Genomic DNA, 22,760 nt, shown 5'->3' on the forward strand with positions numbered 1-22,760 from the left:
GTTCCACCCGGACACACGCGCGGACCCGGTCCGCGCGGCCGACGGCGGCAGCGGTGCGCGCCGACGGCACACGGACCGGTGTGCTCCGCCGGGGTACAGCCGACGGAGCACACCACCACCCGGGAACCACCGATACGCACCGCGCCGATCCGATCGAGAGGATGCCTCGATGGAAAAGAACGGCACGATCCGGCCAGGTCCACTGGTTCCGGCCAGAGTAACGGGCCGCTCCAGACGGCCCGTCGCATGGGGCGGCGCCGCCGCCCTGCTCGGCTGTCTGCTGGTGGCAGCGCCGTTGCCCGGTACGGCTCCGGCCGCCCACGCGGCCGGCACCCTCACCGTCACCTCGCCCGACCTGATCTTCGTCAGGGGACAGGCGAAGATCACCCTGGCCTCCGACGAGGCCTCGGTGGCCTGGAAGGCCGCCGACGACCAGGGCCTGACCGTCGCGTCGGGCACCGCACCGGTCTCGGGCGGTACGGCCACCGTCGACGTCACCAAGCTCGGCAGCGGCTACTACACCCTCACGGCGACCGCGGGTGCCACTACCCGTACCGCCAATTTCGGCGTGCTCACCGCACTGGCCGGCCACGAACAGAAGGACCCCCGCTTCGGCACCGGCATCCACTACGGGTGGAACGACGGCGACGACCAGAAGCTGCTGCGTTCGGTCAAGCTGATGGGCATGCACGGCATCCGCTCCGACATCAACTGGAGCGCCATCGAGAAGACTGCCGGCGAGTACACCTGGAGCAACTACACCACCGACCAGCACATCCCGTACGCCAAGACGCAGGGGCTGACCGCCCTGCCCATCTCCGCCTACCGGAACCCCTTGTACGACAACAACCGGACACCGGCATCCGACGCGGCGCTGGAGGCCTACGGGAAGTACACCGCCGCCATCGTGGAGAAGTACCAGCAGTCCACGAAGGAGGTCGAGATCTACAACGAGTACAACTCGACCGGCTTCAACAACGGCACCTGCGGCATCACCGCCGACTGCTACCTCAAGCTGCTCAAGGCGAGCTACGGCAAGGTGCACGCCAAGGTGCCGGACGCCACCGTCGTCGGCGGCGGCCTGGCCGGTCTCCAGACCGACTGGCTCAAGCGGCTGTACGCGATCGGTGGCCTGGACTACATGAACGCGCTCAGCGTCCACGAATACGGCTACCCGAGGCCGCCCGAGGAAGCCCTGGCGAGGCTGCCGCAGGTGCGCGCCGATCTGGACGCGGCGGGCGGCAAGAACTTCCCGCTGTGGATCACGGAGAACGGGTACCCCACCCACGGCGACGGCGTCACCCCGGCCCTGCAGGCCGAGTACCTGCCGCGTGCCCAGATCTTCTCCTTCGCCTCGGGTGCCAACCGCTACTACTGGTACGACCTCACCAACGACGGCACCGACAACACGAACAAGGAACACAACTTCGGTGGATTCAAGCGACCCACCGCCGAAGTCAAGGCATGGCAGCCCAAGCCGTCCGTCGTCACCGAGGGCGTCCTGATCCGCCAGATCGCGGGCCGCGCCTGCACCGGCCGTGACGACGCCGGTTCCGACGCCGTCCGCTCGTACCGCTTCGGCACCGGCACCGACACCGTCCGGGCGCTGTACACCACCGCGACGGCACCCGGAACCGTGGAGCTCTCGGCCGGCGGCCCGCTCACCGTCACCGACCAGCTGGGCCACGCGAAGACCTACACCCCGTCCGGCGGCAAGGTACAGCTCGGGATCGACGGCAAAGTGCTGTACGTCAAGGGCACGGTGACCGGCGTCAAGTCCGTCGCCGCCCCTGCCTACTCCCTCGAAATCCCCAAGCGCACCAACACGGAGGAGCCCGTCACGGCGGTGCTCAAGGTCGACCGCACGAAGGGGCACCTCCCGGTGCCGTGGCCCGTGCAGTTCCGTGTGGCGGGGGAGACCTACGGTCTGACGGCCGAGCCCGGTCAGGTCACCAGCAAGACCGTCGAGCTGCCCACGTCCGCCCTGACGGGGGCGCGTTCGATCAGCGGCACGGTCGGACTCGGCCCGCTCACCCTCGGCCGGGTCACCACCGACACCGAGGTGGTGCCCCCGACCGAGGTCACCTTCGACCCGGTGGTGAAGAAGGCGGCACCGTTCGCCGCCGGGCTCAAGGTCACCGTCACCAACAACCGCGCCCGCTCCGCGCTCGATCTCACCAAGCTGGAGTGGCAGGTGAACGAGGGCACCGCCCATGTGGACCGGGGCACCGTCGACGGACCGCTCAAGGTCGGCGCCGGGTCCAGCACCTCCTACACCGTGGACGCGCGCAACATCAAGCCCTGGGACCGTTACTGGACGGCCGCCTACATCAGCACCCCCGACGGCCCCCGGACCCCCGTGGGCACCTGGAACGGCTGGGGCGCTGTGCAGCCCGCCGGTACGGACACCACACCGCCCATCGACATCGCCGCTCAGGGCAAGGTGTACTACGCGGGCGGCTACCAGGGCGCGGCCGACCTCTCCGGCACCATCCGGCCCCAGTACACCGACGCCGGGCTCGTGCTGAAGGGCGAGATCACCGACAACGTCCTGGCCCAGCCCGCCACCACCGCCGAGAACATGTGGCAGGGCGACAGCATCCAGTTCGCCGTCACCCCCGAGCTGCCCGGCCGCAGCAGGCAGTACGTCGAGGCCGGCGCCTCGCTGGTGGGCGGCAAGCCGCAGGTCTACACCTGGCGGGCGCCGTCCGGCCAGACCGCCGGGCCGACCCCGGGTGCCACCGCCCAGATCACCCGGGACGGCACCACCACCAGCTACACGGTGACGGTGCCGTGGGCCTCGCTCGGCCTCAGCGGCAAGCCGACCGCGTCCATCGGACTCGGCATCGCCGTCAACGACATCGACAACGACGGCCGGGCGCGCGGCTGGTCCGAGTGGGGTTCGGGCATCACCAACAACTCCAAGAGCGCCACCGGCCTGCGGGCCGTCCAGCTGACCGACTGACCCACCCATGAACCGGCGGGGCCGGGTGCATCTGACAGCACCCGGTCCCGCCGCTCCCGGTCCCACTGTCGCACGTCACACTGTTCCGAGTCCCACCGCGAGGAGACCAGCACCATGGCCCTGTTCGACCTGCCGCTCCACGAACTCCGCGACTACCGGCCGCAGATCGACGAACCGGAGGACTTCGACGCCTTCTGGTCGAAGACCCTGGCCGAGACCCGCTCCCACGACCTCGCGGTCTCCTTCGAACCTGTCGATACCGGGCTGACCGGCATGCGCACGTGGGACACCACGTTCGCCGGCTTCGGCGGCCACCCCGTCAAGGGCTGGTTCAGCGGTCCCGCGCACGCCGAGGGCCCGCTGCCGCTCATCGTCCAGTTCCACGGCTACAACGGCGGTCGCAGCCTGCCGCACTGCTGGGGCATGTGGCCGCTGGCCGGCTTCGCCCACTTCATCATGGACGTACGCGGCCAGGGCAGTGGCGGCAACGTCGGCGACACCCCCGACCCGGTCGGCTCCGGCCCCTCCCACGCCGGCTTCATGACCCGCGGCATCGAGGACCCGGAGAGCTACTACTACCGCCGGGCCTACGCCGACGCCGTACGCGCCGTGGAAGCGGCCCGCTCCCACCCGCTCGCCGACCCCGCCCGCACCGTCGCGCTCGGCGGCAGCCAGGGCGGCGGCCTCGCCCTCGCGGTCGGCGGACTCGTCCCCGACCTGGCGGCCATCGCCGCCGACGTGCCCTTCCTCTGCCACTTCGGACGGGCCGTCACCCTCACCGACGCCGACCCGTACGCGGAGATCGCCCGCTACCTCAAGATGCACCGCGGCAAGGAGGAGACCGTCTTGCGCACCCTGTCCTACTTCGACGGGGTCTCGTTCGCCGCGCGCGGCAGCGCCCCCGCGCTCTTCTCCGTCGCGCTGATGGACCAGGTCTGCCCGCCGTCCACGGTCTTCGCCGCCCACAACGCGTACCGCGGCGAGAAGGAGATCGAGGTCTACCGGTTCAACGGGCACGAAGGCGGCGCCATGTTCCAGGAGGCCGCTCAGCTCCGCTGGGTACCGAAGGCGCTGGAGAACGCCGGCTGAGCATTGCCGGGGTCCGGCCGGGTGGTGTGGATCACGGACAGAGTGTGGACAGCATGTATATGGTCCACGGGGGCGTTGCATGGCCCCCGTGAACGGCAAGGACGAGGGCGGACAGTGCGGCAGAAAGCCTATGCACAGGCATTGCGCGTCATCGCCTGCGCGCTGATGGCGTGGCAGGTGTGGATGATGTGGTACATCGCCAGCCACGAAGCCGTCTCCATCCGATGGAGCTGCGACGGGACCGGCGGCTGCGGCAGCGACCAGTTCGCGTCGGTGGCCCCGATCCTCGGAATCGGCTCGGCCGTCGTCCTCGGTCTGCTCGCCACCCGTTTCCTGCACCGTGCCGCGCCCGGGGCGATGGTCGTGCTCTGCGCCCTCGCCGCGATCGTCGGCTGGCACGACGCGCTGGCGGAGGGCCAGGTCGAGCACGGCACCACCACCTCCTTCCACATCTTCTTCCCGGTCGGTGAGTTCTCCGTCTCCGCATGGCTCACCTTCCTGTGGTGCGTCGCGGGCGCGGGCTGCCTCGCCGCATGGTGGGGCGCGGCCGTCAGCCTGCGGCGCACCGCGGGGCTGCGCAGGCTCTCCCGCCGCTACACCACGGCCGACGCGGTGCTGGAGGGCTGGCGGTCGGTGGGCCGCAAGTACGGCGAGGTCACCGTGGTCTTCGACGACACGGCCGGGGTGCGCCACGAGGTCCCGGCCATCGTGGAACGCGTCGCCCTCAAGCGGGACGTCCTCGCCCTGTACGACGCCGACCGCCCCGACGACCCGGCACACACCAAGGTCGTCATCCCCCGCCGGAAGGTACTGCGCCCCTCATGACCACGTCGCGCTCCGCCGTGTCCTCCCCGCGCGGCTTCCTCAGGCTGTTCACCGTGGTGTCCGCCCTCGGCACCGGTCTCGCGCTGGCCGCGCTCGTCCAGGGCGCCGTGGACGGCCCCCGCTGGCTGCTGATGCTCGCGCTCCCCGTGACGGCCCTGGCCCTGACGGCGTACGGCAAGGCGGCCGAGGACATGAAATCGGGCGTCGCCGCCCCCGGGCTGCGCTCCGGCGGCCCGCGCGCCTTCGCGCCCGCCGTGGTCAACGGGGTGAGGGCGGTGAACAAGGAGAACGGCCGGACGGCCGCCGACGGGCAGGCCGTGAATTCCGTGTTCGCCTTCGACCTGACCGTGGTGACCGACGAACTGCCCCCGTACCGGATCGAGGTCCGTCACCCCCTCGACCTGCAAGGGCTGCTGCACAGGCCCAGGGCGGTCGTCGAGTACGACCCCGAGCAGCCCTGGCGGGTCGTCATCCCCGACAACCCGCCGCGCGAGTGGCTGGCCCGCGCGGCGAGCCTCGTCCCGCCGGCGGGCGAGGTGAAGTCCCGGGCCGGCGGTGTTCCGGCCGGGTTCCGCGCGCTGGCGTCGGGCGTGGTGATCGCGGCCGCACTGCTGGTGCTGGTACGGCTGGCCGGCTGAGCCGCCGCGGGCTCTCAGCCGTTGCGCGGGTACTTCTTGAGCACCTTGCCGTTGATGTCGGCCCGCAGATAGGCGCCGCCGTACTCGTCCGAGACGTAGACGCTGAGCGTCGGCTGGTAGCCGTCGAACGGGGACGCCGGGTCGATGTCCACGTAGTGGCTGGTGGGTTCGGTGACGCCGAGCTCCTTGTCCGCCCGGCGGATCAGCCCCGGCAGGGCGTCCCAGTTGAACTTCTCCAGGTCAACGGATTTGGCGCCCGGCATGAGGGTGCCGCCCGCGCGTTCGCGGGCGGCCTTGCCGTCCCGGTAGGTGTAGACGTCGTACAGGGCCTTGTTCTTCGCGACCGGGGCCTCGACGCTCGCGTGCACGTCGTACAGCGTGAACGACGTGACCCTGGTACCGCCCATCACCGGCTCGAGCGCCGCGATGACGGACCGCGCGGCGGAGGGTGTCAGCAGATCTTTGGTCGGCGCCCCGGCCTTCTGCGGGCTTTCCTTCTCCTCGGCGGCCGAGGGCCCGCCCGAGGTCCGGTCCGAGGCGGACGCGGAGCTGCCGGAAACCTTTGCTTCCGAGTCGGGCACCAGCGACCACACCAGGACGCCGGTCAGGGCGGTTCCGGCGAGCGCCGTGCTGATCGCGACGGCGCGGCCCCGCCGGACCCGGCGACGGATCTCCTGGGTGCCCAGCGTCGCGGGCCGGGGAGGCGGGGGAGCGGTGACGGGCGGACGAGCGGGCCCGTACGCGCCGGACGGGCGCCGCACGGGGGCGGTGGGCAGGACGGTGGTCGGGCCGGCCTGGCCGTAGCCGGGCGGCGCCGCGTCCCTCCGGGTGGGCGGATCCTGGCGAGGCGGTACGGCGTCCGGCGGCGCCGCAGGGCCCGGCCCGGGCGTCGGCGCCGGCGCGCTCACCGCGGCCAGCATCCGGTCCAGCTCCTCGGGACCGGGCCGCGCGGCCGTGTCCCGGGTCAGCAGCGCGTTCAGCACGGGAGCCAGCGGACCGGCCTGGCGGGGCGGCGGGATCTCCTCGTCGAGCACGGCCGCCAGCGTCGCCAGCGTGGTCGCCCTGCGCAGCGGATGCACGCCCTCCACAGCGACGTACAGCATCATGCCGAGCGACCACAGGTCCGACGACGGATCGCCCTCCTCGCCGCGGATCCGCTCGGGGGCCATGTAGTCCGGGGAGCCGATGATGGAACCGGTCGCCGTCAGACTGGTGGACTCACGGATCGCCGCGATGCCGAAGTCGGTGAGTACCGGGCTGCCGTCGGTCCGCAACAGTACGTTGGCCGGCTTCACATCGCGGTGGAGGATTCCGGCGGCATGGGCGGCGCGCAGCGCGGACAGCACCCCGCGACCCAGCTCTGCGGCCCCGACCGGGGTGAGCGTTCCCTCGGCGAGGCGTTCCGCGAGCGAGGCGCCGGGCACCAACTCCATCACGATCCACGGGTAGGCGTGTTCGCCGCCGTCCACGATGTGGTGGACCGTGACGACGCCCGGGTGGTCGAGCCGGGCCAGCGCGCGGGCCTCGCGCAGCACCCGCTCACGCAACTGCCTGGCCGACTCCGGATCGTTCTCGGCGAGTGCCGGGTCCGGGGGCCGTACCTCCTTGAGCGCCACATCGCGGTGCAGCGCGAGGTCATGGGCCCGCCACACCATGCCCATACCGCCGCTGCCGAGCCTGTTCACCAGCTCGAAACGGTCGTCGATCACACGGCGCACAGGCCCCCCAGCGTTCATGCAAAAGAGGGTACGGGGCGGGTCCGCAGCAGTGCTCACCCGCCCCGCACGCCTCACATGTTGTCGTTCGGTGTGAGCCGCAGTGTCACGATCTGGAACGGCCGCAGCCGCAGTCGCACCGCGCCGCCCGCCACCTCGGCGGGCTCCTCGGCGAGCGGACGCTCCAGCAGGTCCGTGACGCTCGCCCCGGCCAGTGCGAAACCTGCCGTCAGATGAGCCGTGGCCCGCCCGCCGTGGGCCTCGTGGAGCCGGACCACCACATCACCGCTGCCGTCGTCCGCGAGCTTCACCGCCGTCACGACCACCGCGTCGTCATCGACCGAGACCAGCGGGGCCACCGCGGCGCTGCCCGGCACCCGGCGCTCGGGGAGGCTGAACTGCCAGCCCTCACGCACCGCGTCACCGATCGTCGCCCCCGGCAGCAGTGCGTACCGCAGCCGGTGCACGCCCTGGTCGGTGGCCGGGTCGGGGTAGCGGGGCGCACGCAGCAGCGACAGCCGCACCGTGGTCGTGGTGGAGCCGTCCTCGCGGACCGTACGGGTCACATCGTGCCCGTACGTCGAGTCGTTGATCAGCGCCGCGCCCCAGCCCGGCTCGCCGACGTGCAGGAAGCGGTGGGCGCAGATCTCGAACTTCGCTGCCTCCCAGCTGGTGTTGGTGTGCGTCGGCCGCTGGACATGCCCGAACTGGGTCTCCGCCGTGGAGTGATCGGCGCGCACATCGATCGGGAACGCCGCCTTGAGGAACTTCTCCTGCTCGTGCCAGTCGACCTCCGTGTCGATGTCCAGGCGCCGGGCCCCGGGACACAGCGTCAGGAGCTGGGTGACGCGGGACGAACCGAAGGTACGCACCACCTCGACGCCGTCACCGCTGCGGCGCACCACGTCCGCCTCGGTCAGATCGGTCACCGTGTTGCGGTAGAAGGCATCGACGTCCCAGGCGTCCCAGCGGTTGGGCAGATCCGGATGGACCTGGAGCAGATTCGCCGCGCAGCCCGGGGCGACCGTCTCGCGTCCGGCCACCAGATCGACGACCGAGACCACCAGACCCCGCGCGTCCACGGTCACTCGCAGCAGCCCGTTGTCCAGCCTGAAACCACCGTCGTACGCCTCGGCCTCCACCGGCTGCTCCCGCTGCTCCGGCGCGGGCGCCGCGCCCCCCGCCACCACGCCGGCGCGGCCGTGCGGGGCGGAGTTGAAGACGACCGTGCCGGCACCGGCCGGCGCACCGGCCAGGGACCGCTGCGCGGCGTCGATCACGGCTTCGAGCTCCCCGGCGATCCGGGCGTACGTCTCCTCCGCCTCGCGGTGCACCCACGCGATGGACGAACCCGGCAGGATGTCGTGGAACTGGTGCAGCAGCACGCTCTTCCAGATCCGGTCCAGCTCCTCGTACGGATACGGGAATCCGGTCCGTACCGCCGCGGTGGCCGCCCACAGCTCCGCCTCGCGCAGCAGATGCTCGCTGCGCCGGTTGCCCTGCTTGGTCCGGGCCTGGGAGGTGTACGTACCGCGGTGCAGCTCCAGGTACAGCTCGCCCAGCCACACCGGCGGCCGTTCGTACTCGGCCTCGGCGGCGGCGAAGAATTCCGCGGGCCTCTCGATCGTCACCCGGGGCGATCCCTCCAGATCCGCGAGCCGCCCGGCGCGCGCGAGCATCTCGCGGGTGGGGCCACCGCCCCCGTCCCCCCAGCCGAACGGGACGAGCGAGCGCGTCGAGTGCCCCTTGTCCCGGAAGTTCCTCTCGGCGTGCGCCAGCTCCTCGCCGGACAGCTCGGCCACATAGGTGTCCACCGGCGGGAAGTGCGTGAAGACCCGGGTGCCGTCCAGCCCCTCCCACAGGAAGGAGTGGTGCGGAAACGGGTTGGTCGTGTTCCACGAGATCTTCTGGGTGAGGAACCAGCGCGAACCGGAGAGCGCCACCAACTGCGGCAGGGCCGCCGAGTATCCGAACGAGTCGGGCAGCCACACCTCCTCGGTCTCGACCCCGAACTCCTCCAGGAAGAACCGCTTGCCGTACACGAACTGCCTGGCCAGCGCCTCGGAGCCCGGCATGTTGGTGTCCGACTCCACCCACATCCCGCCCACCGGCACGAACTGTCCGGCAGCGGCCTTCTCCTTGACCCGTGCGTACAGCGCCGGCTGGTGCTCCCGCAGCCAGTCCAGCTGCTGCGCCTGGGACATCGCGAAGACGAACTCCGGGTGGTCGTCCATCAGCGCGACGACATTGGAGGTGGTGCGGGCGACCTTGCGCACCGTCTCCCGCAGCGGCCACAGCCAAGCCGAGTCGATGTGCGCGTGACCCACCGCCGAGAGACGGTGTGCGGAGGCGTGCGCGGGGGAGGAGAGCACGGGGCGGAGCCGTTCCCGGGCGGCGCTCGCACTCGCGCCCACGGCGTCCAGGTCCAGCGAGTCCAGACAGCCTTCCACCGCACGCAGGATCTCCCAGCGGCGCGCGGAGCCGAGCGGCAGCTGCCGCATCAGCTGGTCGAGCACCTCCAGGTCCTGGACCAGTTCCCAGACCTGCTGGTCGAAGACCGCGATGTCCATCCGCTCGACGCGGTACAGCGGTTCGCTGCCCGCGGTCTCCCGGTCGCCGAGCGCACTGACACCGTCCAGGATCTCCGGATTGGCGGCCGCCTCCAGGTAGTACGTGAACTCCTCGCCGCCCGCGACCGGTTCGCCGACGCGCAGCCAGGTGTTGCGCGGGTTGAGCGCCTTGACCACGCTGCCGTCCGGCCGGTGGGCCAGCGCCTCCGCGGAAAACCCCGGCCGGTCCCGGGCGAAACCGAGGTCGATGACCGCTTCGACGGTCTCACCGGCCCAGTCGGCCGGGACGCGGCCGGTCACCCGGAACCAGCTGGTGCCCCAGGCCGGTCCCCAGTCGTCGCCGAGCGCGCCGGGCTCGTAGGGGCCGGCCATCGCCTCGGCGAACGGCACCGGTTCGCCGGGAGCGTGCCAGACCTCGAATTCCAGGGGCGCCGTACGGGGATGGACAGCGGGACGGATGCGCTCGCGCAGGGCGCGGTCGAGCCGTTCCTCGGTCAGTGTGCGGTCGTCATGCATGGGTGAAAAGGCCCCTCTGAATGAATGTGTGCTACGGGGTGGTTGTTCATGGGAGCTCGTCGAAGCCCACGGAGGGCAGTGACATCCCGTCGGCCAGGGCCAGGAGCTTCTCCAGGCGGGCCGGGGTCACATGGTTGGCCTCATGGGCGTCGGCGACGCAGTGGGCGTAGAGCGTGGTGACGCCGCCGTCGTCGGCGGTCCGGCGCAGGGCCGTCACCACGCCGGCCAGATCGTCCCCGTACGTGACGGTCCCGCGCCCGGAGTCCACCGAGCACCCCAGGAGGACCCGCCGGGCAGCGATGTCGCCTGCCGGGACGCGCAGTTCGGCGGTGAGGGACGGATCGGTGCGGCGGTCGGCGGACACACCGCCGCGCAGCCGCTCGAAGAGAGCGAGGAGCAGCCGGTCGGTACCCGCGTCACGGGCACTGCACGGATAGGCGAAGCTCCGGGACGGGAAGCCGAGGCGGCGCAGCGACTCCAGTGCGGGCACCACCTCCCGGTCGAGATAGGCGCCCGCGCCGTGCGCGGCGATGAACTCCGGCGCGCGCTCGTGCCGCATACCGTGGCAGCCGATGGTGTGGCCGTCGTCCGCGAGACGGCGCAGCAACCGCACGTCGTCCCGGTCGAGCCGGTCGGGCTCGCAGATGAAGAAGGTGACGCGGGCGTCGTACAGCCTGAACAGCGGTGCCGCGGCAGCCCACTCGCGCACATGCCGGTCGTCGAAGGTGAGCAGCAGGGCGCGGTCGACGCGGTGGTCCCCGCGGTCCGTCATCGCCCCGGCTCCTCGGGCGCCCAGCCGGGCACGGAGCCGTGCAGTGCCGTGTAGAACGGGTCGCCCGGCCCGATCTCGCCGGCCAGGACGGGGCGGCCGGTGAGGGCCGCCTTGTACATCGAGGTGATCAGCTCCAGGGAACGGCGGCCGTCCCCGGCGCTGGCCCTGGGTCGCCGGCCCGCCCGCATGTCGGCCAGGAGCGAACGGAGCTGCGCGCCGTGCGAGCTCGGGACGTCCTCGGCGGGGGAGGCCCAGCCGGCCGCCCGGCCGGGTTCGACACCCGGCGCGGGGGTGTACGTCCAGTCGCCGTTCCCGTAGCCGTACAGATGGTTGAGCTCGACCGTGGCGTCCCGCAGGTCGATCCGCAGATGGCTCAACTGACGTGGCGAAAGGGCACTGTTGACCACGGTGGCGAGGGCGCCCGAGACGAAGCGGACGGTGGCGGTGGTGACGTCGTCGGTCTCGACGTCGCGGGCCAGCCTGCCCGCCATGGCCCGGATCTCCGCCCAGCCCCCGAGCAGTTCCAGCAGCAGATCGATCTGGTGGATGCCGAGCCCCATGGCGGGGCCCGCGCCCTCGGTGGCCCACTTCCCGCGCCATGGGACCGCGTAGTAGGTGTCGTCGCGGTACCAGGTGGTCTGGCAGTGGGCGACCAGCGGCGCGCCCAGCTCACCGGAGGCGATGAGGGCCTTGGCGTGCTCGGCACCCGATCCGAACCGGTGCTGGAAGACGATCGGGGCGTACGGGCCGCCCTCGCCCTCGGCCGCGGTCATGGCGTCGTACTCGGCGAGACTCGGTGCGGGCGGCTTCTCGCACCACACCCAGGCCCCGGCGCCGAGGGCGGCCACGACCTGTTCGCGGTGGGCGACGGGCGGCGAGGCGATGACGACGAGATCGGGGCGGACCTCGCCGAGGGACGCGGCGAGATCGGTGGAGTGGTGGGAGAGCTCGAAGTCGGTGGCGAAGGAACGGGCCGCGGTGGCATCGGCGTCGACGGCGCCGACCACCGAGAAGTCCGAGGGCAGTTCGAGGAATGCGGGCATATGGACGGCGCGGGCGATGTTGCCCGCGCCGACGAGCAGGACACGGTAGGGAGTTGCAGTCACAGAGGGCCGTCCAGGCTGAGGGTGTGAGCCGCCGAGGTTGGTAAGCGTTTTCCAGCAGGTCGGGAAAATGCCCTTCCCGAAGGAAGGGCAGTGGGTCTCAGAGAGTGGCGTAGAGCGCCCCGGCGCTGGTCACGGGTCCGGTGCGGAGCCGGTCCGGCCAGTCGAGGGCGAGGCCGAGCGATTCCCTCAACCGGCTCTGGAAGGAGGCGAGCCGGTGCTCGGCCTCGCGGACCGCGCGCGGCGGCAGCCGGTGCTCCAGGCAGTACGACACCAGCGCGCCGACGGCCTCGCCGATGCTCCACTGACCCGCGTGCCCGCCGAGCGCGGACGCGCTGAGATGCGTCGCGCCGATGTTCCGCCCGGCCGGAAGCAGGTTCTCCACCCGTACCGGCAGCAGTGCGCCGAGCGGCAGCTGGAACGGCAGGCACTCCAGATCCAGGCCCGCGCCGCCACCGCGCCCCGGATGCAAGGTGATCCTGGAACGCAGGGTGCCCACGCTGTCCGTGAAGGTTTCGGCGCCCGGCGTCCCGGCCCGTGCGGCAGCGGTCAGATGGTGCTCCAGCAAGGTGAACTCGGCCCGGATGCGCCGTGATTCGCGGATATGCGGTGTCTTGGCGAAACCGTCGGCCGTGCCGGTCGCATCCGGCCGCAGGCGCAGCTCGGGGTAGCCGTGCCCGCCATCGTGCCGGGGCGCCCGTGTCTGCATCCAGTGGAGGAACGACAGCGCCTGCTCGCGGGCCTCCCGCTCGGCACGGGCGCGTACCTCGTTCCCGCGTCCGACGAGCGGCAGCCGTGTGTAGGCCGTCTGCTCCCAGTCGACGAGGGTGATGTCGCTGTCGAAGGTGCCGGGCAGGTACCGGCTCCGGGCCAGCGCCCGCAGCTGGTGCCAGCGGTCGTTGGGCGGTGCGGCCCACGGCGGGACCTCGTCGGGCTCGTGCAGGAAGAGCGGCACGGAGCGGGCCGGGGCACCACCGGGTTCCCTGGTGTCCCAGGAGAAGGCGTCGGACCACCGGTCGTAGCCGGCGGGCCGGTCGACGGTGTGGTCCTCGCCGGGGCGGTGGTCGAGTGCGAAGACCCAGGAGACCGGCTGCTGGTCCAGCGGATCGGCGACGGCGGCCGCGTGCGGTTCGCCGGTCTCCTCACGGGACTCGGCGCCGGTGACGTGTTCGACGCCCGCGAGGTCGAGCAGCTCACCCAGGTCCGTCGCGTCGACGACGTACGGAGCGCCGACCGTCAGCAGCTCGCCGTCCGCGGCCTCCAGGGTGACCGCGGCCACCCGGTCCCCGTCCGCCTGGGCCGCCACCGGGCGGTGGCGGAGCAGCAGGGTGAGCCGGCCCGAGGCGAGATGCGGGGCGAGGAGCTCCTGGACGACGGCGAGTGCGGCGCGTGGCTCGTGGCTGAGATGACCGGTGGTATTGAGCCCGGGGTTCAGCAGCGGGTCGGCGTACGGCTCCGGGCACAGCGGGTAGTTGCGCCGGTAGAAGTCGCGTATCCGTTCGCGCAAGTCGCGGTATCCGGGGGAGACGGGGTCCAGTTCGATGCGGTGGCCGTCGGCGAGCGGGACCGCCTGGGTGGTGAACAGGCCACCGGGCCAGTCGGTCGCCTCGGTGAGCACGACGTGGTGGCCGAACCTGGCCGCGGTCAGCGCGGCGGCGAGGCCACCGAGGCCGGCACCGACCACCAGGACGTCGGTCCCGAGCTCGCGGGTACGGGGTGCGGGGGCGGCGGACACAGGAGTCTCCTCCCTCAGGGCCGGCGGGCGGCGACGGTACGGAGCCGGACCGGCACGGACTCGCGCGTCCTGATCCGGACGGGGAGCACGATCTGCTCGGCGCTGCGGTACGGGTCCTCGCCCGCCGTGCGCTCCGCGATCCGGGTGACCAGTTGCTCGACCGCCCGGCTGCCGATCTCCCTGGCGGGCAGCCGGGCCGCGAAGCTGGTGAGCGGCAGCAGATCGTAGGGGCCCACGTCGTCCATACCGGCCAGCACGATGTCGTCGGGCACGGCGATGCCGAGCGAGGCCAGGTCGGAGGCGGCGGTGGCGACGGCGAAGCCGTGCGCACACAGCAGGGCGGTCGGCGGCTCGGGCGCGGCGAGGAGCTCGGTCAGCAGCTGTCTGCGCTCGTTCCCGGGCAGCGCCGTGTAGGAGCGCAGCGCGGTCAACTGGGGGAGCAGCGGCTGGTCATGGGCGCGCAGCGCCTGCTTGTGCCCGGTCATCCGGTCGTGGACGCTGGTGCACTGCGTTTCGCCCCAGAGCGTCGCTATGCGATTGTGGCCGTCGGCCAGCAGGTGCTCGGTGACCCGGTAGCCGACGTCGTAGTTGTCGGCGGTGACGGCGTCGATCGCGCGGCCGGGAAAATACCGGTCCACCAGGACCATGGGGAGGTGCAGACGCCGGATCTCGTCCAGCAGGTCGGGATCGGGTGCCCCCTGGACGGGGTAGAGGATGATTCCGTCGACCTGGTCCTCGACGGCCTGGCGCAGCGCCTGGTCCTGGCGGGCCAGGGACGCGTCGTGGTCGGCGTGCCCCGTCTCGGTCATATGGATCACGGAGTCGGAGAAGAACAGCCGCAGCCCGCGGTCCGAACAGACGGACTCGACCCCGCGCAGCACCTCGGACTGGTAAGGGCCCTGGCCGCTGATGATGCAGGCGATCACGCCGGACCTGCGCGCCGGGGCAGGTTCCGGGGTTCGGTCCGAGGGATCGGCGACAAAGGTTCCCATCCCCCGGCGCCGTACCAGCAGCCCTTCCGCGACGAGGTCGTTGAGCGCCCGGACAGCGGTGGTGGAGCTGACGCCGAAACGCTCGCGCAACTGGTTCTGAGTGATGAACGGAGCGCCGGCCTCGTACTCGTCACGTGCCACCTCGGCCCGCAACTCGTCCTTGATTCGCTGGTACTTGGGTCCGGACGTACCCATCCAGCCACCACCCTCTCGGATTTGACGCGTCAAACAGCGTTGGTCTCAGTGTGGTGGCGATTAACGCGTTATTTCAAGAGGGTTGCAGCGAAATAGTCAGCAATTAGTGCGTCAAGCGGGCGGCTTGTCGCTTCAATGTGTCAATCCAGTGGCCCGGACCGGGATCCCGGCCGGTCCGGGGACGACGAACGCGCGGCCGGTGTCGGCTCCCGGCTCACGGGGCGGCGTCCGGCCGGGGAGCGGGCGCGGGGCCGGTGCCGTCCTCAGCCGGCCGTACGGGGCGGCGGCGCCGTACTGGCCCGCACCACCAGGCGCGACGGCACGGCGAGCGTGCGTGGCGAAGCCGTCGCGTCGCCGAGGGCCAGCAGCAGCGCGCGGCGGCCGATCTCTTCGAGCGGCAGTCGTACGGTGGTCAACGCGGGTGTGACGTCGCACGCCACCGGCAGATCGTCGAAGCCGACGACGGAGACATCGGCGGGCACACTGCGCCCGAGGTCGTCACGGAGTGCCGCGAGCGCTCCGAGGGCCATGGCGTCGTTGAGCGCGAAGAGCGCGGTGATGCCGGGGGAGCCGCGGAACAGCCGCACCGCCGCGGCTCGCCCGCCGTCCCGGGTGAAGTCGGACTCGGCGCGATGGCGTTCCTGTACGGAGATGCCCAGCTCGGCAGCCCGCTCCAGGAAGCCGTGCAGCCGGTCCTGGACGGAGACCAGCGTCAGCGGTCCGCAGATGACGCCGACCTCCGTGTGCCCCAGCAGGGCGAGATGCTCGGCGACCGCCCGGCCCCCCTCGCGGTTTCCCGGCAGGATCGTGTCCACCGGAAGGTCCTGGTGCGCGACCGCGGTCACCCGGCCGCCCTGCGCCGCGAACGCCTCCAGCTCCTGGGTGAGCGCGGGGTTCTTGCCGGTGAAACCCGACCCGGCGAGGACGACGGCGCGGGCCCGCTGCGCCCGCAGTCGTGCCACGTACTCCGCCTGGAGCCCGGGCTCGTGGAAGGTGCCCGCCAGCATCACGAGGAGCTTGTGGTCGCGGGCGACCTCCATGACCCCGGCCGCGATCGCGGAGTAGTAGGCGTCGTTCACATCGTGCACGACCAGGCCGACGATGGACGTCGTGGACTGCACGAGCGCGCGGGCCGGCGCGTTGGAGACGTAGCGGAGCCGGGCGGCCGCCTCCAGGACGCGCTCCTGCAGCTCCTGTGTGACGTTGCGGTCGCTGTCGCTGAGGACGCGCGACGCCGTGGCGAGAGAGACCCCGGCGTCCTGCGCGACCTGCTGGAGCGTCACAGCGGACGACGGGCGGGGGCGGGCGGAACGTCGATTGACCTGGCTCTGCATAGGGCTACGATAGCTGCACTGAAAGCGTTTTCCCATTGCGTACGCAATGGGAACCGGCCCTGTCGGTCCGGCACCGCATCGCCGGGCCGCCCGGCGGACAGCTCGGACACGAGTGCGGAATCGGGACCACGCAGGCGGGCGCGGCCGGAATCGTCGAGTGGCGGCTCCACGTACAGGCCGAGGCCGTCCGTGTCCCCGTTCACCACGGGTGCCTCGCGAGGTACTCGGCGATCCGCTCCCGGTCCCAGGCCCCGTCGGCGACGGTGACACGGTAGCGGCGGGCCAGGGTGTCGCCCGGGGCGAGCTCCAGTTCGTCGTAGAAGGCGAAGGAGGGGGCGACGGCCGCGAACGGCTCGTTTCGGACGAACCAGTGCGCCGGGTGGGTGCCGTCCTCTCCCGAGTGATCGTTCTCCGGGGCGTGCCGGAAGATCAGCGTGGCCTGCCCGTCGGCGCCGTCGTGCTCACCGATGTAGGCCAGCCACGGTGCCTGCGTGCCCATCAGCTCCGGCCCCGAGCCGTCCGGTCCGAGGATCTGCCCGCCCCGGAAGGCGCGCGGCCCGCGCCAGAAGAGACCGGTGTACCCCGCCGCCTCCCGGCCGTGCGTCGTCGGGCTGCCGAAGCGCAGGGGCTCGGCGCGCCGATTGGTGATCGCGCTCGACCAGGTCAGCGTCCAGCTGCTTCCGGCGCCTGTCGCACCGGCGCCGGATTCGGCGTACTCCACGTCATGGAATTCGATGCGCCGCTGCTCGTCCGCCCAGTGCGTGCCGTCATGGTGGCGCCAGCTCAGCCGTTCCGCGATGATCGCGCGTCCGGCCTCCGCCGCCACCTCGTCGAACCCGATGTGTGCCATCGATCCGACCCGTTCGGGCAGCGGCTGGTAGTCCTGGCCGGGCACATAGGTGTTGCCTCCCCACAGGTTCTGCCCGGACAGATGGGAGGCCGTCATCTGAAGGCCCTTGTGCCAGCGGTGATCATTGGGCCGATAATCGCTGACAACGTTATCGGCGAGTGTGCGCATGGGATGGATGTACGGCTTGGGGGCCTCCCAGGCCGCCTCCGGGCGGTACACGTAGCTGATCAGATCGATGCCGCCCCGCTCCTCCGCGACCGTGATCCGCTCCCCGTGGGTGTGCGTGACGCGCAGTGGACTGCTCATGTCCCAAGTCTCCCGGGTGGGTCTGGAAAGCGCTTACCGAAACGTAGGCCCTCCGCCGGACGGACGTCAACAGGAAGAAGAACTCGCACTCGGCTCCTCTTTGCTCATCCCATGGTTGGGCGGCCCTTCGGGGCCGGACCGTGCGCCGTGTCCCCGCCCAGGAACGTCTGAGTTCGCGATGGTGCAACGAGCGGTTCATCGCTTGCCATGGCAGGCCGCTTGGCGAAACTCTTTCCCGGCGGGCACACTGCCACAGTGCCGGCGGCCGTGTACCACCCGAACATGGAGAACCCGGCCCACTTCAGCGCCGAACTGACGTCGTTCCTGGAGACCGTATGAGCAGCGCCCTTCTCGTGATGGACGTCCAGCGAGCCGTCGTGGACATCGCCGATGACGGTTCCGGATACCTGCCGCGTCTGCGCAGGGCGATCGATGGTGCCCGGGCGGCAGACATCCCTGTCATCTACGTGGTCATCGCATTGCGCCCGGGGTTTCCGGAGGTCGGCCCGCGCAACAGGGCACTCACCGCTGTCGCGCGAGCCGGGCTCCATGTCGAGGGTGACCCCGGCACCGAAATCCACCCCGATGTCGCGCCCCGGCCGGGCGAGGTGGTGGTCACGAAGCGACGGGCGAGCGCGTTCTCGGGCAGCGACCTCGACGTGGTGCTCAGGGCGCAGGGCATCGACAGCCTCGTCCTCACCGGCATCGCCACCAGCGCCGTGGTGCTGCACACCCTGTGTCAGGCCAACGACCTGGACTTCGGCCTCACCGTTCTCGCCGACGCCTGCCTGGACATCGACGCCGAGGTTCACCGGTTCCTCACCGAGAAGCTGTTCCCGCAATGGGCGGACGTCGTCACCGTCGACGACTGGCTCCATGCCACCACATCCCGGTAACAGGAGGTTGGGGAGGGAGTGGTGTGTGATGGCACACGTCGGCGCATCGCTGCTGCTTCAGGCCTGACCGTGCCGTGACGCCCCGTCACGGCACCTGAGAATCCTTGCATGGACGAGCGCGCTCACGAGAGCGCGAGGCTAACTCGTGGTCAGGCCGAAGACGGCGATGATCACCAGGTAGCACACTGCGACGAGCGCGGCGCCCGCTATGTGGACACGAGCAGATCGCGCCCTGGCGGGCAGCAGCCAGAAGGCCAGCGCTCGGGTGACCAGCGGCATCAGCAACCAGGTCAGCACACTGACACTCAGTACGTTGCTGATGAACAGAGCGAGATACCCGGGTACTCCCAGGCGGGTGAACCAGTCACCGACCGTCAGGTTCAGGATCATCACCGTGGGATACAGGGCCAGTACCACGGACATGGCCTGCTTCCAGTTGGGCGGAGTCCCCCCTTCCTGCGCGCCCTCACCGAAGCGGAACCAGGCGCCGAACGCCGATCCGATCTTGCGTACGTCGTAGGAACCGAAGTACTCGCGCCCTTCCGCCAGAAGCTTTTCGCGGGCCTCGGAGCCGAGCCATTCCTCCAGGTGTTCGCGTGTGTCGAAACGGAAGGCGACAACCCAGCGATCCTGAATTCCCTGTACCGGCCTGAACAGCTCCGACCCCATGAAACCAGGGCGCCTCTCCTGTTCCCGGAGGATCTTGTCCTGCCAGTGCATGAATTCCTGCTCGCGCCCCGGCCGTACATCGTGCGACACGACCGCTGTGACGACATCCTCGGTCGGTGTACCGCCGGAAAGCACCTCTTGTGTGGGGGTTCCATCGAAGAGCGGACGGCCTTCGTCGAGGAGTTGCCGACGCGCATGCGAGTCCAGCCACTTGGTGAGCTGCTCGACATGGGAGAAGCGGAATACGACGACCCACTCGTTCTCCTCGCCGGAGGCCGGCGGGTACAACTCCGTTCCCTGGAACCCGTCGAAGCCTCGCGCGACCTCGTTGGTCTTCTCCTGCCAGCGCTTGTAATCCTCGTCCCGGCCGGCCCGGACTCTCTGGGAGATCACGACCGTTGCACTGCCGCCGGGGCCACGGCTTGCACGGGTATTCATGCAGAGTAGTCTAGTTCTAAAAGGATTTATCAGACAAATGGGGGAAATTCCGCAAAAAATTCCGCCCCTCGCGGGAGGATCTTGAGATGGGACACAAGGAGTTCATGGCCGAAGCGGTTCGTCTGGCTACCGAGTCCGTCGACAACGGCTGGGGCGGACCGTTCGGTGCGGTGATCACCCGCGACGGCGAGATCATCGCCCGAGGGCAGAATCGTGTACTTCTCACGGCCGACCCGACCGCGCACGGTGAGGTGGAGGCCATCCGCAAGGCTGTTCAGCTGCTCAATCCGGAGGCGCCCAGCATTTCCGAGGAGCACCAGAACGCGTACACCCTGAAGCTGGTGCCTCGGCCGGAGGGTTCCCCCGACATGGTGCCCGAGCGCGCTCGTATGCTGCAGGGGTGCACGATCTACACCAGTGGCGCCCCGTGCCCGATGTGCATGAGTGCCATCTACTGGTCCCGGATCAGCACCGTCTACTTCAGCTGTGACTGGAAGGCGACTCAGGAGATCGGCTTCGACGATGTCTTCCAGTACGAAGACTTCGCGAAACCCCCGGACCGGCGGAGCATCACTCTCGAACAGCTCCACCCCGAGCTGGGGGCCACGTCCTACGCGGCGTGGGTGAACAAGGCGAACAAGCACCCGTACTGAAGCGGCTCGGACACGAGAGAACGATCGCCATATTGCCGATGTGCCGGGACAGCGGGCACCGGGCGGCCGACGCCCTGCCACTCACTCATGGAAGAGCGGCAAGACGTCGGCCGTTCGTGTGAGACAGGTACTACGTGAGGCCGGTACTACTTGGGCGGACGGGTGTTCCCGGTGCCCATGTTGCCCTGCTGGTCGATCTGCTCCTGCAGTTTCCGGGCCTTGTCCTGGAGCCGCTGGCGCTGCTCAGGGTCGGTGGTGCGCTCTGCGGCCTCGTTCATCTGCCGGGCCTTGTCGCGCAGCTGCTGCGCACGGTCACCGGATTCACGTGCAACGCTCATCATCGCTCCTTGTGCGGTTGGGAAGAGCGGGCTCCATCAGAGAACCAGCGCCGCCGGTTCGCCGCACCTCGAATCGTCACTCAGCGTCACCGGGTGCCGTGGCGGTGGTGCGGCGCTGGCATGATCAGGGGCATGAACGAGAGCATCATCGCCGCGTGTGACGGGGCATCGAAGGGCAATCCGGGGCCTGCGGCCTGGGCGTGGGTCGTGGCCGATGCGCAGGGGCGACCGGAACGCTGGGCGGCGGGACCGTTGGGGTCCGCCACCAACAACGTCGCCGAACTCACGGCGCTGCAGGAGCTGTTGGAGTCCACGGACCCGTCTGTGCCGACCGAGGTGCGGATGGATTCGCAGTACGCGATGAACGCGGTGACGAAGTGGCTGCCGGGGTGGAAGCGCAACGGCTGGAAGACATCGGCCGGCAAGCCGGTGGCCAACCGTGACCTGGTGACCCGCATCGACGCACTGTTGACCGGCCGGGACGTGAATTTCGTGTATGTCCCCGCCCACCAGGTGGACGGCGACCCGCTCAACGCCCTCGCCGATCAGGCGGCGAGCGAGGCCGCCGTGGCGCAGCGGCCGGCCGGTACCGCGCACGGTTCGCCGCTGCCGACGCCGGCTCCCGCCCGGGCCACGGAGGGCCGGAGCAAGAACGCTTCGCCGAAGAAGGCGGGGGGAGCGGCGCGCCCGGCGCGCTCCGGCGGAACGATCCGGGCGAAATTCGCCGGTCGCTGCCACTGCGGAAAGCCTTATGCGGCACAGGAGATGATCGCCAAGAACCCGCACGGCTGGGGCCACCCGGAGTGCCGCACCACGTCCGCCTGAGAGGCTGTTCCGTCGGGCCCGCACCCGGCGCGGGTCCGACGGACGCCGACCGTCGGCCGGGCTGGGGGAGTGGCCGCGCGGAACACGGTCCCCGTGCCATGATGCGGCTTTGACCGACGGCGTCCGCGGCACTCCGCCGATGCCGCAGGGGCAACCGCGGCACGCTGGGGGGCGCATGGGAAGCACCGGCACGGTTCTGCGCGAGCTGCGCAGTGCGCAGAAGACGGCAAAGGGGGTGTCGCTCTACTCGCGGTACGTGAACCGGCCGGCCGGCCGGATCTTCGCGGCAGGCGCGTACCGCATCGGACTGTCACCCAATCAAGTCACCCTGATCAGTGCGGCGTTCACCTTCGCGGCCATCGCCTCGGCAGCGCTCGTCCGGCCGTCCTGGGGGCTCGCGGCCGCAGTGTACGCGGGCCTCGCCGTCGGCTTCGCCCTCGATTCGGCCGACGGGCAGCTGGCCAGGCTGACCGGGCGGGGAGGCCCGGACGGCGAATGGCTGGACCACGTCGTGGACTGCGCCAAGATGGTCCTCGTGCACACCGCCGTGCTGATCTCGTTCCAGCGGTTCTTCGACCTGCCGTCCGAGGGCTGGCTGCTGCTGCCGCTGGGCTTTCTGTTCACGGCCGTGCTGACCTTCTGCGCCGGGCTGCTGCGCGAGCAGCTGGGCAAGGCGGCCGTCCGGCCCGCTGCGGGTGCCGCCGGCCCGGGCCCGGTGTCCCGGGTGCGGGCCGTGGTGCTGCTGCCCGCCGACTACGGGGTGTTCTGCCTGGTGTTCCTGCTGCTCGGCGACCGGACCGCCTTCCGCATCGGCTACGCGGTGCTCGCCGCCGTGCACGCGCTGTTCCTGATGGCGTTCCTGGCCAAGTGGTTCAGGGAGCTGAAAGCGCTCCGGACTGCCGGCTGACGAGCGTCTCCAGTACCCGGCGCAGTTGGGTGCTGGAGGTGTGCACGGTGTACGGGAAGTAGACCACCTCCACGCCGACCTCGGCGAAGTCGCGCTCCAGCCGCTTTCCCTTCTCCGTGTCCCGCCAGTCGTCCCCCTTGAAGATGACATCGAACCTGACCTGCTGCCAGGTCTCGATCTTGTCGGGCACCGTCTCGACGAACGCCGCATCCACATGGCGGACACTGCGGACGATCTCCAGCCGTTCAGGCAGGGGAATCACCGGCTTGTGGCCCTTGGCGAGCGCGGCCATCTCGTCCGAGACGACTCCCGCGACGAGGTAGTCGCACCGACTGCGGGCATGCCGCAGGATATTGAGATGCCCTATGTGGAACAGGTCGTAGACCCCCGGCGCGTAGCCGACCCTGTGCACCATCCGTTCTCTCCCCC

General features: G+C 70.6%; 20 protein-coding genes. 9 read left to right on the forward strand and 11 right to left on the reverse strand.

All coding sequences use genetic code 11. The annotated features are described in order from the left end of the window. Nucleotides 1-169 precede the first annotated feature (169 nt). The 4 genes from ACF08M_RS16060 to ACF08M_RS16075 all read left to right on the forward strand — a co-directional run bounded on the left by ACF08M_RS16060 (nt 170) and on the right by ACF08M_RS16075 (nt 5,517). Nucleotides 170-2,965 (forward strand): hypothetical protein, encoded by a 2,796-nt coding sequence (locus ACF08M_RS16060; RefSeq protein WP_392185868.1) that lies wholly within the window; start codon nt 170-172, stop codon nt 2,963-2,965. A gap of 114 nt (nt 2,966-3,079) precedes the next feature. Continuing rightward, complete coding sequence (locus ACF08M_RS16065) at nt 3,080-4,054, forward strand: acetylxylan esterase (RefSeq protein WP_392185869.1); 975 nt, start codon at nt 3,080-3,082, stop codon at nt 4,052-4,054. Nucleotides 4,055-4,168: 114 nt separating this feature from the next. Next, nucleotides 4,169-4,879: a hypothetical protein gene (locus ACF08M_RS16070; protein WP_392185870.1), complete on the forward strand. Its 711-nt coding sequence runs from the start codon at nt 4,169-4,171 to the stop codon at nt 4,877-4,879. Then, nucleotides 4,876-5,517, forward strand: a complete 642-nt coding sequence (locus ACF08M_RS16075) for a hypothetical protein (RefSeq protein ID WP_392185871.1) — start codon at nt 4,876-4,878, stop codon at nt 5,515-5,517. Before ACF08M_RS16070 ends, ACF08M_RS16075 begins: the two co-directional genes overlap by 4 nt. 14 nt (nt 5,518-5,531) lie before the next feature. Here ACF08M_RS16075 and ACF08M_RS16080 read toward each other — a convergent pair whose 3' ends face one another. The 8 genes from ACF08M_RS16080 to ACF08M_RS16115 all read right to left on the reverse strand — a co-directional run bounded on the left by ACF08M_RS16080 (nt 5,532) and on the right by ACF08M_RS16115 (nt 17,605). Continuing rightward, nucleotides 5,532-7,253: a serine/threonine-protein kinase gene (locus ACF08M_RS16080; RefSeq protein ID WP_392185872.1), complete on the reverse strand. Its 1,722-nt coding sequence runs from the start codon at nt 7,251-7,253 to the stop codon at nt 5,532-5,534. Nucleotides 7,254-7,306: 53 nt separating this feature from the next. Further along, the gene (locus ACF08M_RS16085; RefSeq protein WP_392185873.1) at nt 7,307-10,318 is read right to left on the reverse strand and encodes an alpha-mannosidase; all 3,012 of its coding nucleotides are present in this window, start codon (nt 10,316-10,318) and stop codon (nt 7,307-7,309) included. A 46-nt stretch (nt 10,319-10,364) separates the two neighbouring features. After that, nucleotides 10,365-11,090 carry a polysaccharide deacetylase family protein gene (locus ACF08M_RS16090; RefSeq protein WP_392185874.1) on the reverse strand — a complete coding sequence of 242 codons (726 nt, stop codon included), beginning with the start codon at nt 11,088-11,090 and terminating at the stop codon, nt 10,365-10,367. Beyond that, nucleotides 11,087-12,196, reverse strand: coding sequence for a Gfo/Idh/MocA family protein (locus tag ACF08M_RS16095; protein ID WP_392185875.1), 1,110 nt, complete (start codon nt 12,194-12,196; stop codon nt 11,087-11,089). Before ACF08M_RS16095 ends, ACF08M_RS16090 begins: the two co-directional genes overlap by 4 nt. A gap of 97 nt (nt 12,197-12,293) precedes the next feature. After that, nucleotides 12,294-13,928 (reverse strand): FAD-dependent oxidoreductase, encoded by a 1,635-nt coding sequence (locus ACF08M_RS16100; RefSeq protein ID WP_392185876.1) that lies wholly within the window; start codon nt 13,926-13,928, stop codon nt 12,294-12,296. A gap of 14 nt (nt 13,929-13,942) precedes the next feature. Next, entirely contained in the window at nt 13,943-15,115 is a 1,173-nt protein-coding gene (locus tag ACF08M_RS16105) for a LacI family DNA-binding transcriptional regulator (RefSeq protein WP_392185877.1), read from the reverse strand. A gap of 263 nt (nt 15,116-15,378) precedes the next feature. Further along, complete coding sequence (locus ACF08M_RS16110; RefSeq protein WP_392185878.1) at nt 15,379-16,449, reverse strand: LacI family DNA-binding transcriptional regulator; 1,071 nt, start codon at nt 16,447-16,449, stop codon at nt 15,379-15,381. A gap of 199 nt (nt 16,450-16,648) precedes the next feature. Then, nucleotides 16,649-17,605, reverse strand: a complete 957-nt coding sequence (locus ACF08M_RS16115; protein WP_392185879.1) for a PmoA family protein — start codon at nt 17,603-17,605, stop codon at nt 16,649-16,651. Nucleotides 17,606-17,812: 207 nt separating this feature from the next. Here ACF08M_RS16115 and ACF08M_RS16120 point away from each other — a divergent pair, with 207 nt between their 5' ends. Together ACF08M_RS16120 and ACF08M_RS16125 are read left to right on the forward strand one after the other, a co-directional pair. Continuing rightward, the gene (locus ACF08M_RS16120) at nt 17,813-17,944 is read left to right on the forward strand and encodes a hypothetical protein (RefSeq protein WP_392185880.1); all 132 of its coding nucleotides are present in this window, start codon (nt 17,813-17,815) and stop codon (nt 17,942-17,944) included. Then, entirely contained in the window at nt 17,941-18,501 is a 561-nt protein-coding gene (locus tag ACF08M_RS16125; RefSeq protein ID WP_392185881.1) for a cysteine hydrolase family protein, read from the forward strand. The genes ACF08M_RS16120 and ACF08M_RS16125 overlap by 4 nt, the downstream gene beginning before the upstream one ends. Before the next feature lie 138 nt (nt 18,502-18,639). Here the strand turns inward: ACF08M_RS16125 and ACF08M_RS16130 are convergent, their stop codons facing one another. Further along, nucleotides 18,640-19,608 carry an antibiotic biosynthesis monooxygenase gene (locus ACF08M_RS16130; protein ID WP_392185882.1) on the reverse strand — a complete coding sequence of 323 codons (969 nt, stop codon included), beginning with the start codon at nt 19,606-19,608 and terminating at the stop codon, nt 18,640-18,642. An 86-nt stretch (nt 19,609-19,694) separates the two neighbouring features. Between ACF08M_RS16130 and ACF08M_RS16135 the strand changes: the two genes are divergently transcribed. Continuing rightward, the gene (locus ACF08M_RS16135; protein ID WP_392185883.1) at nt 19,695-20,261 is read left to right on the forward strand and encodes a nucleoside deaminase; all 567 of its coding nucleotides are present in this window, start codon (nt 19,695-19,697) and stop codon (nt 20,259-20,261) included. Between the two features lie 146 nt (nt 20,262-20,407). Here ACF08M_RS16135 and ACF08M_RS16140 read toward each other — a convergent pair whose 3' ends face one another. Beyond that, a complete protein-coding gene (locus tag ACF08M_RS16140) occupies nt 20,408-20,599 on the reverse strand; it encodes a DUF6381 family protein (protein WP_392185884.1) in 192 nt (63 codons plus the stop codon). Between the two features lie 132 nt (nt 20,600-20,731). On the opposite strand from ACF08M_RS16140, the gene ACF08M_RS16145 reads away from it, so the two are divergent. Then, nucleotides 20,732-21,424: a ribonuclease H gene (locus ACF08M_RS16145; protein ID WP_392185885.1), complete on the forward strand. Its 693-nt coding sequence runs from the start codon at nt 20,732-20,734 to the stop codon at nt 21,422-21,424. Between the two features lie 175 nt (nt 21,425-21,599). Further along, nucleotides 21,600-22,331: a CDP-alcohol phosphatidyltransferase family protein gene (locus ACF08M_RS16150; protein ID WP_392185886.1), complete on the forward strand. Its 732-nt coding sequence runs from the start codon at nt 21,600-21,602 to the stop codon at nt 22,329-22,331. Here ACF08M_RS16150 and ACF08M_RS16155 read toward each other — a convergent pair. Further along, the gene (locus ACF08M_RS16155) at nt 22,297-22,746 is read right to left on the reverse strand and encodes an adenylyltransferase/cytidyltransferase family protein (protein ID WP_392185887.1); all 450 of its coding nucleotides are present in this window, start codon (nt 22,744-22,746) and stop codon (nt 22,297-22,299) included. The genes ACF08M_RS16150 and ACF08M_RS16155 overlap by 35 nt on opposite strands. Nucleotides 22,747-22,760 lie beyond the last annotated feature (14 nt).

Origin of the sequence: Streptomyces sp. NPDC015032 (genome assembly GCF_043080425.1) — a bacterium.
GTDB lineage: Bacteria > Actinomycetota > Actinomycetes > Streptomycetales > Streptomycetaceae > Streptomyces.

Bases quoted from the DNA above. Each gene is read 5' to 3' on its own strand.
- ACF08M_RS16060 (WP_392185868.1), top strand. From the start codon at position 170: ATGGAAAAGAACGGCACGATCCGGCCAGGTCCACTGGTTCCGGCCAGA.
- ACF08M_RS16065 (WP_392185869.1), top strand. From the start codon at position 3,080: ATGGCCCTGTTCGACCTGCCGCTCCACGAACTCCGCGACTACCGGCCG.
- ACF08M_RS16075 (WP_392185871.1), top strand. From the start codon at position 4,876: ATGACCACGTCGCGCTCCGCCGTGTCCTCCCCGCGCGGCTTCCTCAGG.
- ACF08M_RS16080 (WP_392185872.1), bottom strand. From the start codon at position 7,253: ATGAACGCTGGGGGGCCTGTGCGCCGTGTGATCGACGACCGTTTCGAG.
- ACF08M_RS16085 (WP_392185873.1), bottom strand. From the start codon at position 10,318: ATGCATGACGACCGCACACTGACCGAGGAACGGCTCGACCGCGCCCTG.
- ACF08M_RS16090 (WP_392185874.1), bottom strand. From the start codon at position 11,090: ATGACGGACCGCGGGGACCACCGCGTCGACCGCGCCCTGCTGCTCACC.
- ACF08M_RS16105 (WP_392185877.1), bottom strand. From the start codon at position 15,115: ATGGGTACGTCCGGACCCAAGTACCAGCGAATCAAGGACGAGTTGCGG.
- ACF08M_RS16110 (WP_392185878.1), bottom strand. From the start codon at position 16,449: ATGCAGAGCCAGGTCAATCGACGTTCCGCCCGCCCCCGCCCGTCGTCC.
- ACF08M_RS16115 (WP_392185879.1), bottom strand. From the start codon at position 17,605: ATGAGCAGTCCACTGCGCGTCACGCACACCCACGGGGAGCGGATCACG.
- ACF08M_RS16120 (WP_392185880.1), top strand. From the start codon at position 17,813: ATGGCAGGCCGCTTGGCGAAACTCTTTCCCGGCGGGCACACTGCCACA.
- ACF08M_RS16125 (WP_392185881.1), top strand. From the start codon at position 17,941: ATGAGCAGCGCCCTTCTCGTGATGGACGTCCAGCGAGCCGTCGTGGAC.
- ACF08M_RS16130 (WP_392185882.1), bottom strand. From the start codon at position 19,608: ATGAATACCCGTGCAAGCCGTGGCCCCGGCGGCAGTGCAACGGTCGTG.
- ACF08M_RS16135 (WP_392185883.1), top strand. From the start codon at position 19,695: ATGGGACACAAGGAGTTCATGGCCGAAGCGGTTCGTCTGGCTACCGAG.
- ACF08M_RS16140 (WP_392185884.1), bottom strand. From the start codon at position 20,599: ATGAGCGTTGCACGTGAATCCGGTGACCGTGCGCAGCAGCTGCGCGAC.
- ACF08M_RS16145 (WP_392185885.1), top strand. From the start codon at position 20,732: ATGAACGAGAGCATCATCGCCGCGTGTGACGGGGCATCGAAGGGCAAT.
- ACF08M_RS16150 (WP_392185886.1), top strand. From the start codon at position 21,600: ATGGGAAGCACCGGCACGGTTCTGCGCGAGCTGCGCAGTGCGCAGAAG.
- ACF08M_RS16155 (WP_392185887.1), bottom strand. From the start codon at position 22,746: ATGGTGCACAGGGTCGGCTACGCGCCGGGGGTCTACGACCTGTTCCAC.